This is a genomic window from Acidimicrobiia bacterium (genome assembly GCA_040880805.1).
In the GTDB taxonomy this organism is placed as follows: Bacteria; Actinomycetota; Acidimicrobiia; order IMCC26256; family DASPTH01; genus DASPTH01.
The window spans coordinates 88,121-105,747 of the sequence record JBBDHW010000019.1 but is presented as its reverse complement, the minus strand read 5'-3'; the positions used below and the strand labels follow the sequence as shown (position 1 = coordinate 105,747).

Sequence of the window (17,627 nt, the reverse complement as noted above, 5' to 3'; positions counted from 1 at the left end):
CCGCGCGGGCGGCAGCCTCGAGCTGCAATCGCTCGACTTTGCGCCGCTCGTCGAGTGCCCAGTCGCCCTCTCCACCGAGCTCGGCCCATCGGCGGCGCAGGAGCTCGAATGCGCCGACCGCATCGACGCCGCGCAGGAGTGCGGTCGCGCGCGCAACGTCGGTGTCGACGCGGACGACGATCCGCTCGCCATGGTCTCGACGCGCTCCGAAGCCTCTCCGGCCTGCCGGCCGGGCTCGAGCGTGCGGCGGATCTTGCCCAGCGCGGTGCGGAGCAGCGCCCGCCCCTTCTAGCCCGAATCGGTTTCGGTACCGTCCGCGAGCACCGCGTGGGGAAGGCAGTGCTCGTCGTACTCGGCGATCACGATCGGCGGCGCGTTGTCGCCGCACGCCGGGCAGTCGGGGTCGCGCCGCACCTTGAAGGTGTGGAACGACTCCTCGAGCGCGTCGTACGCGAGCAGGCGGCCGACCAAGGGGTCGCCGACGTCGAGGACGAGCTTGATGGCTTCGAGCGCCTGGATCGAGCCGATGATGCCGGGCAGCACGCCGAGCACTCCGGCCTCCGCGCAGTTCGGCGCCATCTCGGGCGGCGGCGGCTCGGGGAGGAGGCAGCGGTAGCACGGACCCTCGTAGGGCTTGAACACCGACACTTGCCCCTCGAATCGGAAGATCGACCCGTGGACGACGGGGATCCGCTTCAGCAGTGACGCGTCGTTCAGGAGGTAGCGCGTCGGGAAGTTGTCGGTGCCGTCGACGATCACGTCGTAACCGTCGATCACGTCGAGAACGTTGTCGGCGCCGAGGCGCACGTCGTAGGTGACGACGTCGACGTCGGGGTTGAGCTGCGTGAGCGTCTTCTTCGCGGAGTCGACCTTGCGCTCGCCGATGCGGTCCATGTTGTGGAGGATCTGACGCTGGAGGTTCGACGTGTCGACGACGTCCATGTCGACGATACCGAGCGTTCCCACACCTGCAGCCGCGAGGTACAGCGCAGCCGGCGATCCGAGCCCACCCGCGCCGAGGAGCAGCACCTTGCTCTCCAGCAGCTTCTGCTGGCCGGCTTCACCGACTTCGGGCAGCAGGATGTGACGTCCGTAGCGGTTGCGCTGTTCGGGCGTGAGCGCGGCGGGCGTGATCCAGGGACGCCCTTCGTTCTTCCAGCGGCCGAAGCCGCCGGCCATCGACACGATGTCGGTGTAGCCGAGCTGTTGCAGCGTGTCGGTGGCGAACGCGGAGCGGCCGCCGCCTGCGCAGAACACCACGACCGGCGCTTCCTTCGCCGGCAATTTCGACTCGGCCTGGGACTCGAGGTGCCCGCGGGGGATGAACACCGCACCCGGAATGGTGCCCTGGTCGTACTCGTCCTGTTCGCGGACGTCGAGGAACTGCGCCTCACCGAGTTGGAACTCGGCCTGCTCGGGTGACACCTCGCGGATGCGTTGCTTGGCCTCGCTCAGCAGGTCGCGGTAGCTCGCCATGGGAATCTCCTGTTCAGAACCCGCTAAATCCTACCGCAGAGGTCAGGTATTCCCAAGGGGACTGCACGGCTTGCGTCAGACCTCGTCGACGATTGCCGGCAACACCGCTTCGAGTCGGTCGTGCACGACGGCGCTCGCGTACTGGTCGTACGGCGTCTCCTCGGCAGTGAGCACCATGAGTGTGGCGTCGTTGCGGAGCGCGAGCTCGGGCAGTCCGGCGACCGGGTACACCACGAGCGACGTGCCCACCGCGAGGAACAGATCGCAGTTCGCTGCCGCGAGCTGTGAGCGGTGCAGGTCGGCCGGCACGAGGTTCTCGCCGAAGGAGATCGCCGCGGCCTTCAACATCCCACCGCACAGCAGGCACGGCGGGTCTTCCTCGCCGGCGCGCACGCGATCGATCGTCTCCTCCATCGGCCCGTGCCAACCACACGAGAGGCACTTCGCCTCGCGCACGCTGCCGTGGATCTCGATGATCTTCTCCGGCGAATTGCCGGCGAGGTGATGCAGCCCGTCGACGTTCTGCGTGACCAGCGTGTCGAGCGCGGCGCGGCGCTCGAGCTCGGCGAGCGCGTAGTGGCCGGCGTTCGGCTCGCCTTGCCAGATGTCACCCTCGACCCGTCCGCGCCACGCACGCTTGCGGTGCTCGGGATCCGACACATAGTGCTGGATCGTCGCTCGCTTCTCCGCGGCGGGGTCCTTGGTCCAGACGCCTTCAGGTCCGCGGAAGTCGGGGATACCCGATCCGGTGGAGATCCCGGCGCCGGTGAGCACGACGATCCGTTGCGCGTCGCGCAATACTCCGGCGATCGTCGCGACGTCGGACACCGTGCGCGGCGCTCAGGCCTCTTCGAAGAGCTCGGCGCGCAGCGAGTCGGGTTGCACGCCCGCGCGGCCCATCGCCGCACGCAGTTCGTCGCTCGCGAGGAAGGCCTCCGCCTCGTCGGCGGTCGCGAACCGGTGCAGGACGAGGACGTGGTCCGGGTCGTCCGTCATCCGGTAGACGCTCTCCTCGAGCACCCCTGCCGACTTCTGCAGGGGCGCGACCTCGTCGTACACCTTCCGCCACGCGCCGTAGTCGTCGACCCGGTGCAGTACCACCATGAGCGCCATGTGACCTCCTCTGCGGTACGCGGCGAGCGTAGCGACCTGCTGCCGTGCCCGGCACATGCGGCGGGCGAAGCGACGGAGGAGCGCAGCTCGCTCGCCAGCGAGTTCGCGCCTGCGGCGCAGGTGCCCTGCGCCGCAGCGAACGAGCGAATAGTCAGGAGCGAGCGGCGCGTCCCAGGGGAGGACGCGCCGCTCGTCGACGGCCGGTGGGGTGGGGGACCGGCCGGATCAATTCGGCCGGATCAGCTCGCGGGCGCGTGGAGCGCAGCTGCGTGCTCGAGCGCCTCGAGGTGACGGTCGTACGCCCAGCGGGCGCCCTCGTGACACACCGTCGGGTGGAAGCCCATCGCGTGGAGCACGCGCTCGACGTGATCGGGGTCGTCGCCCTGCTCGAGCAACGTGAACGCGACCCGCCGAGCGTTGCGCCGTGCAGTAGCGAGCGGTGGCTCCGCGAGCTGCGCCTCGGCCCACTCGGCGTGCGCGACCTGGAGGTCGCTCGGGAGCCGACGGAGGTGGCGGCGGTTGAGCGGCGGGATGTTGCGGCGCACCGCGACATTGCCGCGGCCGTCGTCGCACGCGAGGTCGAACTGCGTGAGGCGTTCGAGCGTGCGCACGATCGGCGAGCTGGTGCCGTCGCGCTGGCCGAGCCCGAGGGCGTGGCACGTGTCGGCGACGGTGAGCTCGACACCGTCGGGCTGACGGTCGAAGCGATCGGCGAGGTGGCGCAGCAGGAGGAGCGCGGTGGGCCCCAGGGTCGGGAGCCAGAAGGTCTCCACATAGCGCGACCGGGGGTCGTAGCCGAGCGTGTCGATCAGGGGGTCGGGCCAGGGCTTGACGGTGAGCGTGAGGGGCACAGCACTTCCTCCCGAACTGCGACGCGACCGGGGAAGTGCGGACTGTCACTGAATGCGACAGAGTGTATCAAACCTCTTGAAAACGGTCAAGCCCCACCAAACTGGCGTCGCATGACACGGACAATCCATGCCGAACGACGCCGGTTCGTTCTGGGTGGGGGTCAGGCGACCTTTTCTGCGGGTCGCCGTCGAACCTGCATCGCCTGCACCGGGTCCGGTCCGTAGAAGTCGGCGGGTCGCGCCGGCCCGAACAGGTAGCCCTGGCCGAACTCACAGCCCATCGCACGGAGCCGGTCGAGCTGGTCCGGGTGCTCGATCCCTTCGGCGACGGTCTTCAGCCGGAGCGCGCGTGCCAGGCTCACGATCGCGGTGGTGATCGCCGTGCTGTCGGCGCGCCGTCCCACGTCGGCCACGAACGAGCGGTCGATCTTGAGTGACTCGACCGGCAGCTGCGCGAGGTACGTCATCGACGAGTAGCCCGTCCCGAAGTCGTCCACCGCGAGGTGCAGGCCGAGCGCCCGCAGCGCGCCGAGCGCGCTCAGTGCCGACTCGGCGTCGCGCATCACGGTGCTCTCGGTGATCTCGAGCCAGAGGGAGTCGGCGACCAGACCCGTCGCGCTGAGCACACGCGCGACCTCGTTCGGGAGCGAGGGCTCCGCGAGCTGCCGCGGCGACAGGTTCACGCTGATCGAGAGGCGGGTCCCGTCGGCGGAGCCTTCGTGCCACCGCACTGCCTGGCGGCACGACTCTTCGAGGGCCCACACTCCGAGCGGCACGATGAGCCCGGTCTCCTCGGCGAGCGGGATGAACTCCGACGGTGGGACGAGCCCACGCTCGGGGTGTTGCCATCTGATCAGTGCTTCGAAACCCGTGAGCGCGCCGCGCGTGATGTCGAGCACGGGCTGGTAGTGCATCCGCAGCTCGCCCCGTTCGATCGCCCGGTGCAGGGCGCTACCGGTCCGCAGGTCGTCGACGGCGCGGTGATGGGTGGGCGCGTCGAAGACCTCGGTGCGGTCGCGACCGAGTTCCTTCGCGTGGTACATGGCGGCATCGGCGTTGCGCAGCAACGTTTCGGGAGTGTCGCCCTGTCCTTCGGACATCGCGATCCCGATCGAGGCGGTCACGAACACTTCACCCTCGACGAGCGCGACGGGCTTGGCGATGACCTCGGAGAGCCGCTCGGCGATGAGCGCAGCCGTCTCCACGCTCGTGACGTTCTGACACAAGACCGTGAACTCGTCGCCACCGAAGCGCGCAACGACGTCGTCGGGGCGCATCGCGCCGCTGAGCCGGTCGGCGACGGCGACGAGCAACCGGTCACCCGTCGAGTGACCGAGGCTGTCGTTCACCACCTTGAAACGATCGAGGTCGAGGAACAAGACCGCGACGCGCGAGTGGAGGCTTGCGGCACGCATCAATTCGCGCCCGAGGCGATCGACGAAGAGCGCGCGGTTCGGGAGACCCGTCAGCGGATCGTGGATCGCCTGGTGCGCGAGCGCTTCGCCGCTCGCCTTGCGCTCCGTGATGTCTTCCATCTGGCACACGAAGTAGAGCGAGTTGCCCTTGACATCGCGCACGATCGACCAACTCAGCGCCACCCACACCGGGTGGCCGTCGTGGTGCATGAACCGCAGGTCGAGCTGACAGCTCGGGACCTCACCCGAGAGGAGCCGGCCGAGTGCTTCGGCACACGCGTGGTGATCGTCTTCGTGGGTGAGCTCGCGCACGGTTGCGCGCAGCAGCTCGTCGGTCGAACGTCCGAGGACCTCCACCATCGCGCGGTTCACTCGGAACAAGCGGCCGTCGAGCGCCATCAGCGCCATGCCGATCGGCGCGTGCTCGAACGCGCTGCGGAACCGCTCCTGAGCCTCACGTAGCTCGGCCTCGGCCCGCCGTCGATCCGTGACGTCGCGCGCGCTCATCACGAGACCCTCGATCGAGGAGTCGTGGAGCAGGTTCGTGCTCATCGCCTCGATGGTGCGCCAGCCGCCGTCGGCGTGGTGCATGCGGAACTCGACGCGCTCAGCCGACTCCGGATCGGTCTTCACGACGTCGAAGGCCTGGAGGGCGCGCGGGCGATCCTCGGGATGGATGAGGTCGAAGGTGTTCGTGCCGACGAGCGCCTCGGCATCGAGCCCGAGGATCCGCTCCGTCGCAGGACTCGCGTAGGTGAGGTAGCCGTGCGCGTCGATGATCGCCATGATGTCGCTCGAGTCCCGCACCATGGCGCGGAAGCGAGCCTCGTTCCGCTCGAGCAGCTCGGTGACCCGGTCAACGGTGGTCGCGGCGCGGCGCCCCACCATCTTCATGGACACAATGGCGAGGAAGACGGCGCCCGCGAGCGCGGAGAGGACCAGGACGGTCTCCGACTTCATGGGCAATCTGTCGGATTTTTCCGGCCTCGACCTAAGCATCGGTCGCTCACTGCGAGCCGGGATACCCGGCTCGCAGCCGTTCGCTCGTGAAACGGTCAGGGTTTCAGGGCCTCCACGATCGCCGCAGCAGCTGCTGTGGGCGTTGTCTGGCCTGCTGCAACCGCGTTCTCGAGCCTCGCGGCCAGGGCGGCGACCCGCTCGTCGCCGCGGAGCGCGTCGAGGAGAGCCTCGGTGACCTCGGACCACATCCACTCCCGGGCCTGCTCGGCGCGCCGCACCGAAAGGGTCGTACCGACCGCGGCGCGGAAGTCTGCGACGGCATCCCACACCGCGTCGATGCCCTCGCCAAGAAGCGCGGAGCACTGGAGCACTCGCGGTGTCCATGCCGGCGTGCGCGGCCGCATGAGGTGCAGCGCGCTCGCGTAGTCACCGGCGGTCACGCCCGCAGCGCGCGCGAGTTCGCCGTCCGACTTGTTCACGACGACGAGATCGGCGAGCTCCATGATCCCGCGCTTCAGACCCTGCAACTCGTCGCCGGCACCCGGCGCAACGAGCACGAGAAACAGATCGACCATGGCAGCGACCTTCACCTCCGACTGCCCGACACCGACGGTTTCGACGAGTACGACGTCGAACCCGGCGGCCTCGCACAGCAGCATCGCTTCGCGTGTACGCCGAGCGACGCCACCGAGCGTTCCCCGGGTGGGCGACGGCCGCACGAACGCGAGGGGTGATCGCGTCAGATCTTCCATGCGCGTCTTGTCGCCGAGGATCGACCCACCGCTGCGCGTGCTGGACGGATCGACGGCGAGGACGGCGACGCGATGCTCTCGCTCGACCAAGTAGAGGCCCAGCGCCTCGATAAAGGTCGACTTCCCCGCACCCGGCGCTCCGGAGATCCCGATCCGGACCGCCTCGCCCGTGTGCGGCAGCACCTCGGCGAGGAGTTGTTCCGCGTCCTCGCGGTGGTCACCCCGTGTCGACTCGACCAACGTGATCGCCCGCGCCAACGCGCGCCGATCCCCGTCGATCACCTGCTGGGCGAGGGTATCCACACCGCCAGTCTGCCCGCGTGACGGCTCGCCCGTCGGGCCTCTCGTCGTCGCAGCGCCTTCCGACTGCGCACATCGCGGCCCCGCCCTTCGGCCGCTGCGAACGCCACCTGCCGTACCAACGGATCGGCGTCCTCGCGAGCGGCCCGCGCCAACACCTCCTTGACGCGTGGGTCGCGACGCCCGAGCCGAGCGATCACGAACACCGCCTCATGCCGCACCTTCGGATTCGGATCGGCATCGAGCACGCCAATCAGATCCGTCACCGTGTCCTCGACGCACAACGCACCGATTCGACATCGCTCGCACGCGAGCCCGTGCGAGCACGCCGAGACACTCCCGCCTGACCCTCGCGTTTGGATGCTCGCGCGCACCGCGCTGCACCAACGCCGCCACATCCCGCGAAAGCTGCGACCGCGTCGCCCGGAGCTCCGTTGCCGGGATACGAGATCGAGTCCGCACGTACGACTCGACCTGCTCGCGCTCACAGTCGGTCAATGCCATGACGAAAGTGGAACAGACCGCCAGCGTGACGAACAACCGATTTGGACTTCCCGCTGCTCAGCGTGATGAGAGCAAGCCCAGGATCTCCGATGCGGCGGCGGGAATGTTGGTGCCCGGGCCGAAGATGGCGGCGACGCCGGCGTCGCGCAGTTCGTCGTAGTCCTGCGCGGGAATCACGCCACCGACGACGACGAGCACGTCGCCGCCGCCTTGCTTGTGCAGCTGTGCGATGAGCTCGGGTACGAGCGTCTTGTGCCCGGCCGCCTGGCTCGACACGCCGACGACGTGCACGTCGTTCTCGACGGCGTCGCGCGCAGCCTCCTCGGGCGTCTGGAAGAGCGGCCCGACGTCGACGTCGAAGCCGAGGTCGGCAAACGCGGTGGCGATCACTTTCGCGCCGCGGTCGTGGCCGTCCTGGCCGAGCTTGACCACGAGCAGCCGCGGCCGGCGGCCCTCGCGCCTCGCAAACTTCTCGACCGCGTCGTGGATGCGCGCGTAGTCTTCGTCGCCCGCGTACGCCGCGCCGTACACGCCGGAGATGCTGCGGATCGTGGCTCGGTGGCGGCCGAACACGTCCTCGAGCGCGTCGGAGATCTCGCCGACGGTCGCGCGCGCGCGCGATGCCTCGATCGACAGCTGGAGGAGGTTGGCGTCACCGGCGGCACCGTCGCGGAGCGCGCGCAGAGCGTCGTCGAGGCGCGCTTCGTCACGGTTGGCGCGCAAGGTCGCGAGCCGTGCGAGCTGTTGCTCGCGCACGCTCGTGTTGTCGACTTCGCGTACGTCGACCTCGGGCTCTTGCTCGAGTCGGTACTTGTTGACGCCGACGATCACTTCCGCGCCGCGATCGCTGGCGGCCTGGCGCCGAGCGGCCGCCTCCTCGATGCGGAGCTTGGGCATGCCCGACTCGACCGCCTTGGTCATCCCGCCGAGCGCCTCCACCTCTTCCATCAGCTTCGAAGCTTCAGTGGCGAGGCTGTTGGTGAGGGCCTCGACGTAGTAGCTCCCGCCGAGCGGGTCGACCACATGCGTGATGCCCGACTCCTCGGCGAGGATGAGCTGCGTGTTGCGAGCAACCCGCGCCGCGAACTCACTGGGCAGCGCGATCGCCTCGTCGAACGAATTCGTGTGCAGGCTCTGCGTACCGCCGAGCACCGCGGCGAGCGCCTCGATGGTGGTGCGAACGATATTGTTGTAGGGATCATGCTCCGTGAGCGATACGCCGGACGTCTGGCAGTGGGTGCGGAGCATGAGCGACGACGGCTTTGTCGCGCCCAACTGCCTCATGCAACGTGACCACAGCAGGCGCGCGGCGCGCAGCTTGGCCACTTCCATGAACAGGTTCATGCCGATCCCGAAGAAGAACGAGAAGCGCGGGGCAAACTCGTCGATGTCGAGCCCGCGATCGACCGTGGCGCGCGCGTACTCGATTCCGTCAGCGAGCGTGAACCCGAGCTCCTGCACGGCGGTCGCGCCGGCCTCCTGCATGTGGTACCCGGAGATCGAGATGGAGTTGAACCGCGGCATGCGCCGCGTCGTGTACTCGATGATGTCGGTGACGATCCGCAGGCTCGGACCTGGCGGGTAGATGTAGGTGTTGCGGACCATGAACTCCTTGAGGATGTCGTTCTGTAGCGTTCCGGCGAGCTGCTCCTCGGGAACGCCCTGCTCCTCGGCGGCGACGATGTAGCCGGCCATCACCGGCAGCACCGCGCCGTTCATGGTCATCGACACGGTCATCTTGTCGAGCGGGATACCGTCGAAGAGGATCTTCATGTCCTCGACGGAGTCGATCGCGACACCGGCCATGCCAACGTCGCCGACGACGCGCGGATGGTCGCTGTCGTAGCCGCGGTGGGTCGCGAGGTCGAAGGCCACCGACAACCCCATCTGCCCGGCGGCGAGGTTGGCGCGGTAGAAGGCGTTCGACTCCTCGGCGGTGGAGAACCCCGCGTACTGACGGACGGTCCACGGCCGGTTGGAGTACATGGTTGCCCGCACGCCGCGGAGGAAGGGCTCGAACCCGGGCAGAGAGTCGACGGCTTCGAGGCCCTCGAGGTCGGCGGCGGTGTAGAGCGGGTTGACCGCGATGCCCTCGGGCGTGTGCCAGACGAGCGTCTCGGGGTTGCCCTTCGACTCCTCGTTCGCGAGCTCTTCCCAATCGCGCCGCGTCGGCTCGTGACTCATGCGCAAAGGCTACGGCTCACCCGCGAGGGGGGCGAAGCCGGAGCCCTGGGTTCAGCTTGCCTGGCGCAGCTCCTGGGCCACCCGAGCCGCTTCGAGGGCTTGCCGGGCGGCGGCCACGCCGGCGCGCCCGATCCGACGAGTGTGGTCATCGAGCTCCCAGGCGCCCCAGTGGACCGCGCGGCGCGCACCGCGGGTGGTGGTCTTCGCTCGGGCCTTGGGCGCGTGGGTGCCGCCTCGCTTCGGCTGCTTCGTGGGGGATTCGACGAGGCGCAGTTGCGTGCTCACATCAGGAGTATCGCCCGGGGGTATGACAGTTATTCCTCGGCCTGGTGTCGCACGGCTCACTTCTAGACTTGTGCGCCTGTGACGCCCACCGGTGCCTACCTCGACTACGCCGCGACCACCCCCATGCGGCCGGAGGCGGTCGCGGCGATGGCGCCGTTCCTGGCGGGCAATTTCGGGAATCCGTCGGGCGGTCACTCGGTCGCGCGGGCGGCGAAAACGGCGCTCGAGGAGGCCCGCGAGACCGTTGCCGATGCCCTCGGCGCGAGCCCGGGGGAGGTCGTGTTCACGGCCGGGGGAAGCGAGGCCGACAACCTTGCCGTGAAGGGCGCAGCCCGCGCCGCGCGCGAGGCCGGGCTCGGCGACGGCGTCGTCACCGTGGCGTTCGAGCACAAGGCCGTGCTCGCGTCCTGCGACCGCCTGGTTCGCGCCGGCTTTCGGGTCACGCGCGTGCAGGCCCGCCGCGACGGCATCGTCGACCTCGCCGCGCTGGAGGACGCGCTCGACGATCGCACGGTGTTGGTGTCCGTGATGCTCGTGAACAACGAGGTCGGCACCATCCAGCCTCTCGACGCCCTCTCGGAACTGGTGCGGGCGCGTGCTCCCCGGGCCGTGGTGCACACCGACGCGGTGCAGGCGGTTCCGTGGCTCGACGTGAGCCGTGCCACCCAGCCCGCGCACCTCGTCTCGATCTCCGCGCACAAGTTCGGCGGTCCGAAGGGCACCGGCGCGCTCGTCGTGCGCGGCGTCGTGCCGCTCGAGCCGATGATCGAGGGCGGCGGCCAGGAGCAGGGGCTTCGGGCGGGCACCTCCGACGTTGCCGGCGCTGTCGCGATGGCGGCGGCACTGGAGGCCACCGTTGCTTCACGCGACGTCGACGGTGCGCGCATCGCAACGATGCGCGACCGGCTCGTCGACGGGCTGCTCGCGTCGATCTCGGGCTCGTTCGAGAACGGTGAGCGCGGTCAGAAGGTGGCAGGAAACGCGCACGTCGGCTTCGAGGGTGTCGAGGCGGAGGCGCTCCTCGTGATGCTCGACACGGCCGGTGTGTGCGCGGCCGCGGGCTCGTCGTGCTCGTCGGGTGCCACGGAGCCATCGCACGTCCTGGAAGCGATGGGGGTGCCGCGCGACGCCGCGCTCTCCTCGATCCGGCTCAGCCTCGGACACGCCTCGGTCGACCGCGATGTGGATGTCGCGCTCGCCGTCGTTCCCGAAGCCGTCGCGAAGCTGCGCGCTGCCGGCACCGTCACATGACGGGGCACACGACGCCTCGACCCCGAGTCCTCGTCGCCATGAGCGGCGGGGTCGATTCGTCGGTTGCGGCTGCGTTGCTGCACGAACGCGGGCACGACGTCACTGGTGTCACGCTCAAGCTCTGGGGGGGCGACTCCGACTCCGGTTGCTGCAGCGTGTCCGACGTGGAAGACGCTCGCCGCGTCGCCGCGCAGCTCGGGATCCCGCACTACGTCTTCAACTTCACCGATGAGTTCACCACGAGCGTGGTCGACCCCTATGTCGACGCGTACGCGTCCGGTCATACCCCGAACCCGTGCGTCGAGTGCAACCGCGCGATCAAGTTCGGGCGGCTCCTGGATCGCGCGAGTGCGCTCGGTTTCGATCGCGTCGCCACCGGCCATCACGCGCGCGTCCTGCAGCACGGTGATCGGTACGAACTCGCTCGCGGCGCCGACCGCGCCAAGGATCAGTCCTACGTGCTCTACATGCTCGGGCAGCGCGAGCTGGCTCGTTCCGTGTTCCCGGTCGGCGAGCTCACGAAGCCCCAAGTGCGCGCGCACGCGACGCGCCTCGGGCTCCGCACCGCGAACAAGCCCGAGAGCATGGACGTCTGCTTCGTGAAGAAGGACGGCCGCGTCGACTTCCTCGCCGAACGGAGCGCGATGGTGCCGGGCACCGTCGTCGACTCCGCGGGGGCGGTGCTCGGTGTGCATCCCGGGGTCGCATCGTTCACGATCGGCCAGCGCCGCGGGGTGGGCATTGCCGCGGGCGAGCGCCGCTATGTGGTCGACATCGACACGCGCACCGCCACGGTCACGGTCGGATCGCGAGCGGACCTGTTGCGCCACGAGGTCGCGGTGCGCGATCTCACGTTCGTCGACGGCGCGCCGCGTGAGCGATCGCTGCTCGTGCAGGTGCGCGCGCACGGCGAGCCGGCTGCCGCTCGTCTCCACGCCAACGTCGTCCGCTTCGCGCACGCGCAACCGCGCGTCGCGCGCGGTCAGGTCGTCGCGCTCTACCACGGCGACACGCTCGTCGGCGGTGGCATCGCAGCCTGAACTGCCGCGCGCTACTGCACGCGGATGTGCCGAGAGGCGGCGAGGCGGAGCATCTCGTCACGACGGACCACCGCGATCAGGATGCCCGCCGTCCGCACCGTCTCCGCCGGTTTCCGGGCGCGACCGGCTCGGACGATCTCCGCGGGCTCGTTGAAGCGCAACGCCACCGAGCCCATCGCCGCCCCGAGTCGGAGGTCGAGCACCGCGGAACGTGACGCAACGTCGGTATCGACCGCTTGCATGCCCGCGATGCGCTCGCGCACGAAGAGCACGGGATCGGTGAGGGTCATCGGGTCCACCACCACGAATCCGGCGGGCACCAGCACCGCAAAGCGCCGCGACAGACCGTGGAGCGCACGCACGAGCAGCACGACCAACGGCACCCCGACTGCGAGCGACACCAGGCCGAGCACGATGCGCCCGTCGGCAAGGAGCAACGGGGCTGCGATCACGCTGCCCACGACGAGCGCGCGCGCGAGCGGTAGCGGAGCGAGGAACAGTGCGGGTGGGACGCGCAGGGGCACGCGCTGCTCGTCGCCGTACGCGAGCGCGTTCACGGCCGCGATCGCGATGTCGTGACCCGACGCGAGCACGGCTGTGATCGTCGTCGCGATCAGAGCAGCGACGGTCGCCGTCGTCGACGCGCGGCCGTCGAATGCGACCGCGATCGCGAACACCCCGAACGCGGGTGCGATGGCGCGGAGCGCGGTGAGGGCCTGAGGTCGCGGCGCAAGGGTTGCCAGCAGCCCCGCGCTCCACGCGAGCCAGAGGAGCACCTCGGCGACCACCCGCGGCGCGTCCGACCAGTTGCTCAGTGCGGCCGAGGCCGCGGGGCCGGCGGTGAGCGGCAGCGTGATCCACGCGATGCGCAGGAACCACAGCGGGATCGAACGGGTCAGGGTCACTCCGTTTCGCAAAGCGTCACGCGGAAGCCCGCTTCCGGCGCGCGTCCCGAGTATCCGTATAGTACGAGCCCATGAGGCGAGCGACCGCGGCGCAGGTACCCATACATGGGTCGCTCACGGCGGACCGGGATACCCGGTCCGCTACCGTTCGCTCCTGCACCGCAGTGAGCCGTTTGCCGAACGTGGAGCAGTGCGGCCCGATGCGTTGCACCAAGAGCGGAAGAGCATGACGCCGACCCTCCGAGCGCCGGTACTCCTCCCCGGCCTCGCGACCGGCATTGGCAGCCTGCCGCACACCGATCCGCAGGCCGCAGCCGTTGCCGTCTTGCGGTGCCTCCCCGAGTTGCCCGCGGCACCCCAGCTTCCGGCGCGCGACCCGCGGGAGGGGATGCTCGCGCAATGGCTCGGCGCGCTCCCCGAAGTCACGGTCGCGGCCGACGGTTCCCTCGACATCGGGGGCGCGTCGGAACTCGCGCCGGAATGCGTCTTCGACGAGCACGCGCACGCCGGGCTGCTCGCGTTTCTCGACGCCGCGGGCGCGCTCGAGCGGCCGCCGGTTCGGGTCAAGGTTCAGGTCACCGGCCCACTCACACTCGGCGTCGCGCTCCGCACCGCAGGAATGCCCGCTCGCCGCGCGTTCCGGCGGGCGGCCGAGGCTACGCGCGGGTGGTCGGTTGCGCTCGAAGACATCGTGAGCGCGCGTTTGCCGCACACGTCGGTCGTGTTGTTCTTCGACGAGCCCGCGCTGGTGGCGTGGCGCCGCGGCGACGCTCCGCTCGATCGCGAGTCGGCCATCGACGTGTTGTCCGGCGCGCTCGCGGCTGTCGACTGCGTCACTGGTGTCCACGTGTGCGGCGACGGCGACCTCGGGCTCGCGCTCGAGGCCGGGCCGCAAGTGCTCGGTGTCGAGGTGAGCGAGTCGCTCGTGCGCGACACGATCCCGATCGCGCGGTTCCTCGACGGCGACGGCTGGATCGCATGGGGCGCCATCCCCACCGACCGTCCCGTCGGTGAATCAGCCGACAAGCATTGGCGCCGGTTGGCGAGCGTGTGGTGCGAGCTCACCCGGCGCGGGTGCGATCCGGTGCAGCTCCGCGCACGCGGGATCATCACCCCGGCGTGCGGGCTCGCGGGTTATGGTGCCTCGCAGGCCGAGCGAGTGCTCGGTATCGCGCGAGAGCTCGCCGCTCGCGTCCACGACCAGGCCGTTGCCGCCCGTCTCACGCTGGGAGCCTGACTTGGAGTCGACCTCGACCCGCTATTGCGGCGTGTGCGGCCAGCCGCTCGAAGCCGGCGCCACGGTGTGCGGCAATTGCGGTGCGGCGGTCGAACCAACTGCGGACGACGCCGTAGCCGGCGAGACGCCGGAGGCCGCCCCGGGCACCGGCGCACCGACGGTTGCGATGACCGCAGCCGGTGCCGGAGCGGCGGGTGCAGCCGCGGGTGCCGCGGCCGGTGCCGGGGGTGGAGGAGCCGGGGGTGGAGGAGCCGGCGACGGTCAGCCGCCCGGCGGTGCTGCCGACGGCGGGATGTCGCGTGCGCAGCGGTGGCTCATCGCGGCGGTGATCGTGCTCGTGATCGTGCTCGTCGGTGTGCTCGCGGCGGTTGCGCTGAGCGGGGGCGACGACAACAAGCCGTCGCCCACCACGACGGCGTCGAGCACGACGACGGCGCCCACCACGACGACGCTGCCCACCACGACCACGGCACCGCCCACGACCACGGCGCCCACCACGACCACGGCACCCCCGACGACAACGACGACGACCACCACCACGACGACCACCACCACCACGACGCTGCCGCCGACCACTACTACGTAGCTGTCACACCAGGTCGGTAGATTGCGGTCGATGGCCGCGAATCGTCACGACGGTGTTCCTTCGGAGATCGCGGATCGGGCGGCCGCGCTCGGCGATCTCGTTCGCTATCACCGCGAGCGCTACTACAGCGACGAGCCGGAGATCTCCGACGGCGAGTACGACGAGTTCGAGCGCGAGCTCAAAGCGCTCGAAGAGCAGTACCCGCAGCTCCGCGAAGGCTCGCCGCTGACCGAGGTCGGCGGCGTCGTGTCCTCCACCTTCGCCCCGGTCCGACACGTTGTGCGCATGTTCTCGCTCGACAACGCGTTCGATCGCGACGAGCTGCTCGCGTGGCACGGGCGAGTCGAACGGGTCGTGGGAGAGGCCGGCCGCTTCGTCGGCGAACCCAAGCTCGACGGGCTCGCGATCTCCCTGCTGTACGAGGGCGGCCGCTTGGTTCGCGCGGCAACGAGGGGTGACGGCGAGACCGGCGAGGACGTCACCGCCAACGTTCAGACCATCGACCGAATCCCGCACCGGCTCACCGGGTCGAACGTGCCCGCTCGGCTCGAGGCCCGGGGCGAGGTGTTCATGCCGCTCGTGTCGTTCGAGGAGCTCAACCGCCGTCAGGGTGACGCGGGCGAGCGGCTCTTCGCGAACCCGCGCAACGCGGCGGCGGGCAGCCTCCGCGTGAAGGACACCCGCATCACCGCGTCGCGCGACCTCGCCTTCTACTCGTACCAGCTCGGCGTGCAAGACGGCGGTCCGAGGTTGCGATCGCACCACGAGACGCTCGAGTGGCTCCGGGAGCTCGGCCTACCCGTCAACGAGCACATCGAGGTGCTGGATCACATCGACGCGGTCTACGAATTCTGCGAGCGGATACAGGCGAACCGGCACTCGTTCGGCTACGAGATCGACGGCGCGGTCGTGAAGGTCGACGACCTCGCGCAGCGCAACGAGCTCGGGTTCACGAGCAAGGCGCCGCGCTGGGCGATCGCGTTCAAGTTCCCGCCCGAGGAGAAGACCACGCTGCTGCGCCACATCATGGTCAGCATCGGCCGCACCGGACGTGCCACGCCGTTCGCGCAGCTCGAGCCGGTCTTCGTCGGCGGTTCCACGGTCGGGCTCGCCACGTTGCACAACCAAGACGAGGTCGCCCGGAAGGATGTGCGCGAGGGCGACACCGTGATCGTGCGCAAGGCGGGCGACGTGATCCCCGAGGTGGTCGGCCCGGTGCTCGCCAAGCGCAAGCGTGGACTGCGCAAGTGGAAGTTCCCCACACAGTGTCCGGTGTGCGGCCAGCCCCTCGTGCGGCTCGAGGGCGAGGCGAACCACCACTGCATCAACGTCGACTGCCCCGCGCAGCGCGTGCAGCGGATCGTGCACTTCGCGAGCCGCGGCGCCATGGACATCGAGGGTCTCGGCGAGGAACGGGTGCGACAGTTCGTCGAGGCCGGTCTCCTCTCGGATGCGGGCGACATCTACTCGCTCACGGCGGAGCAACTCGTTCCGCTCGAACGGATCGGCGAGCGCTCCGCGCAACTGTTGATCGACGCGATCGACGCGTCGCGCAGGCAGCCCCTCGCACGATTGTTGGTCGGCCTCGGGATCTCGCACATCGGGCCCGCGGCGGCGGGCGCGCTCGCGCGTGAGATCGGGAGCCTCGACCGCATCGCTTCGGCGTCGAGCGAGGAGCTCGCCGCGGTCGACGGGGTCGGCGGCATCATCGCGGAGAGCGTCGCCACGTTCTTCGCCAACGAGCGCAATCGCGCGGTCGTCGAGAAGCTGCGCGCCGCGGGGGTGAACTTCGAGGGTCCACCGCGCGCGGAACCATCGGCGGCCGGCCAGTCGTTCGCGGGCCTCACCTTCGTGCTCACCGGCACGCTCGAAGGCCTGACGCGCGAGGAGGCGACCGCAGAGATCGTGGCGCGCGGCGGGAAGGTCACCGGCAGCGTGTCGAAGAAGACCAGCTACGTGCTGGCCGGGGAGAGCCCGGGTACGAAGCTGGCGAAGGCCGAACAGCTCGGCGTGGAGATCATCGACGAAGCGAAGTTTCGGGAGCTACTCGAGTAGGTGCTCGGCGATCGACCGCTGGCGGTCCTCCGCCGGCGGCCCGAACCAGCCCCGGTCCCCGTTCATCGCGTCGACCGCGCCGTGGACAATGGCCGAGCTCTCGTGGGCTTCGAGCTCGGTGAAGATCTCGGCGACCGTGAGCAGTGTGCCGGCGATGCTGAAGTGGTCGCCGACCTGGAGCTGCTGGCCGATTGCTGCGACCAGGGCGGGAAGCGCCCCTCGGTGGTCGCCGAGCTGTGCGCGCGCATAGGCAAGCCCGCCGAGCGCCGACGCGACGCCCTGCTGGTTCCCGCTCGTGGTTCCCACCGTCACCGCTTCCTCGAGCACATCGATGGCGCGCTCGGGATCGACCACGGAGAGGTTCATCCCGAAGGTCGTGAGTGCCCACGAGAGGTTCGACGGGTTCCCGAGCCGTCGAGCCTCGTCGACCGCTTCCTCGATCGCGCGGAGTGCGGCCGGGATGTCCTCCATCAGGGCTGCCGGGAGAATGGTGAGCCCCTGGACGGTCTCGTAGCGATCACCCGCCTCGCGCGCGACCGCGATCCACCGGCGGGCGTGCTCGGCGGCAGCCGCGAGGTCTCCCGAGAACAGCGCGATCGTCGCCGGCGACTGGAAGTTGGCCGGGTTCGGTGGCAGTCCGAGCGCGGCCTCGGCTGCCACCCGCCGTGCCTCGGCGGCCCGGATAACTGCGGTGCTGCCGTACTTCGGGTACG

16 protein-coding genes are annotated in these 17,627 nt (G+C 69.8%); 5 read left to right on the top strand and 11 right to left on the bottom strand.

What is annotated here, in order from left to right; translation table 11 throughout:
• Positions 1–288: 288 nt before the first annotated feature.
• The 9 genes from moeB to WD271_03870 all read right to left on the bottom strand — a co-directional run bounded on the left by moeB (position 289) and on the right by WD271_03870 (position 9,840).
• A complete protein-coding gene (gene moeB, locus WD271_03910; GenBank protein MEX1006972.1) occupies positions 289–1,476 on the bottom strand; it encodes a molybdopterin-synthase adenylyltransferase MoeB in 1,188 nt (395 codons plus the stop codon).
• Between the two features lie 75 nt (positions 1,477–1,551).
• A complete protein-coding gene (locus WD271_03905) occupies positions 1,552–2,304 on the bottom strand; it encodes a Sir2 family NAD-dependent protein deacetylase (protein MEX1006971.1) in 753 nt (250 codons plus the stop codon).
• Positions 2,305–2,316: 12 nt separating this feature from the next.
• Positions 2,317–2,589: an antibiotic biosynthesis monooxygenase gene (locus tag WD271_03900; GenBank protein MEX1006970.1), complete on the bottom strand. Its 273-nt coding sequence runs from the start codon at positions 2,587–2,589 to the stop codon at positions 2,317–2,319.
• Positions 2,590–2,828: 239 nt separating this feature from the next.
• The gene (locus WD271_03895; protein MEX1006969.1) at positions 2,829–3,440 is read right to left on the bottom strand and encodes a hypothetical protein; all 612 of its coding nucleotides are present in this window, start codon (positions 3,438–3,440) and stop codon (positions 2,829–2,831) included.
• A 161-nt stretch (positions 3,441–3,601) separates the two neighbouring features.
• Positions 3,602–5,815: an EAL domain-containing protein gene (locus WD271_03890; GenBank protein ID MEX1006968.1), complete on the bottom strand. Its 2,214-nt coding sequence runs from the start codon at positions 5,813–5,815 to the stop codon at positions 3,602–3,604.
• 95 nt (positions 5,816–5,910) lie between these two features.
• Positions 5,911–6,870 carry a methylmalonyl Co-A mutase-associated GTPase MeaB gene (gene meaB / locus WD271_03885; GenBank protein ID MEX1006967.1) on the bottom strand — a complete coding sequence of 320 codons (960 nt, stop codon included), beginning with the start codon at positions 6,868–6,870 and terminating at the stop codon, positions 5,911–5,913.
• A complete protein-coding gene (locus WD271_03880; protein MEX1006966.1) occupies positions 6,846–7,151 on the bottom strand; it encodes a HEAT repeat domain-containing protein in 306 nt (101 codons plus the stop codon). Before WD271_03880 ends, meaB begins: the two co-directional genes overlap by 25 nt.
• 277 nt (positions 7,152–7,428) lie before the next feature.
• Positions 7,429–9,555 carry a methylmalonyl-CoA mutase gene (gene scpA, locus WD271_03875; protein ID MEX1006965.1) on the bottom strand — a complete coding sequence of 709 codons (2,127 nt, stop codon included), beginning with the start codon at positions 9,553–9,555 and terminating at the stop codon, positions 7,429–7,431.
• A gap of 51 nt (positions 9,556–9,606) precedes the next feature.
• Positions 9,607–9,840 carry a hypothetical protein gene (locus tag WD271_03870; GenBank protein MEX1006964.1) on the bottom strand — a complete coding sequence of 78 codons (234 nt, stop codon included), beginning with the start codon at positions 9,838–9,840 and terminating at the stop codon, positions 9,607–9,609.
• Between the two features lie 78 nt (positions 9,841–9,918).
• Here WD271_03870 and WD271_03865 point away from each other — a divergent pair, with 78 nt between their 5' ends.
• On the top strand, positions 9,919–11,091 hold the full coding sequence (locus WD271_03865) for a cysteine desulfurase family protein (protein ID MEX1006963.1): 1,173 nt from the start codon (positions 9,919–9,921) through the stop codon (positions 11,089–11,091).
• Positions 11,088–12,131, top strand: a complete 1,044-nt coding sequence (gene mnmA / locus WD271_03860) for a tRNA 2-thiouridine(34) synthase MnmA (protein ID MEX1006962.1) — start codon at positions 11,088–11,090, stop codon at positions 12,129–12,131. Before WD271_03865 ends, mnmA begins: the two co-directional genes overlap by 4 nt.
• A gap of 11 nt (positions 12,132–12,142) precedes the next feature.
• Here the strand turns inward: mnmA and WD271_03855 are convergent, their stop codons facing one another.
• On the bottom strand, positions 12,143–13,036 hold the full coding sequence (locus WD271_03855; GenBank protein ID MEX1006961.1) for a hypothetical protein: 894 nt from the start codon (positions 13,034–13,036) through the stop codon (positions 12,143–12,145).
• A gap of 226 nt (positions 13,037–13,262) precedes the next feature.
• Between WD271_03855 and WD271_03850 the strand changes: the two genes are divergently transcribed.
• Genes WD271_03850 through ligA form a run of 3 tightly spaced genes read left to right on the top strand, consistent with a single transcriptional unit; the run spans position 13,263 to position 16,914 of the window.
• Positions 13,263–14,273 carry a hypothetical protein gene (locus WD271_03850; protein ID MEX1006960.1) on the top strand — a complete coding sequence of 337 codons (1,011 nt, stop codon included), beginning with the start codon at positions 13,263–13,265 and terminating at the stop codon, positions 14,271–14,273.
• Between the two features lies 1 nt (position 14,274).
• Positions 14,275–14,859 (top strand): hypothetical protein, encoded by a 585-nt coding sequence (locus WD271_03845; protein ID MEX1006959.1) that lies wholly within the window; start codon positions 14,275–14,277, stop codon positions 14,857–14,859.
• A 30-nt stretch (positions 14,860–14,889) separates the two neighbouring features.
• On the top strand, positions 14,890–16,914 hold the full coding sequence (ligA, locus tag WD271_03840) for an NAD-dependent DNA ligase LigA (protein ID MEX1006958.1): 2,025 nt from the start codon (positions 14,890–14,892) through the stop codon (positions 16,912–16,914).
• Here ligA and WD271_03835 read toward each other — a convergent pair.
• Positions 16,903–17,627, bottom strand: a 725-nt coding sequence (locus WD271_03835) for a hypothetical protein (protein ID MEX1006957.1), incomplete at its 5' end; no start/stop codon positions are given. The two genes, ligA and WD271_03835, sit on opposite strands and share 12 nt — an antisense overlap.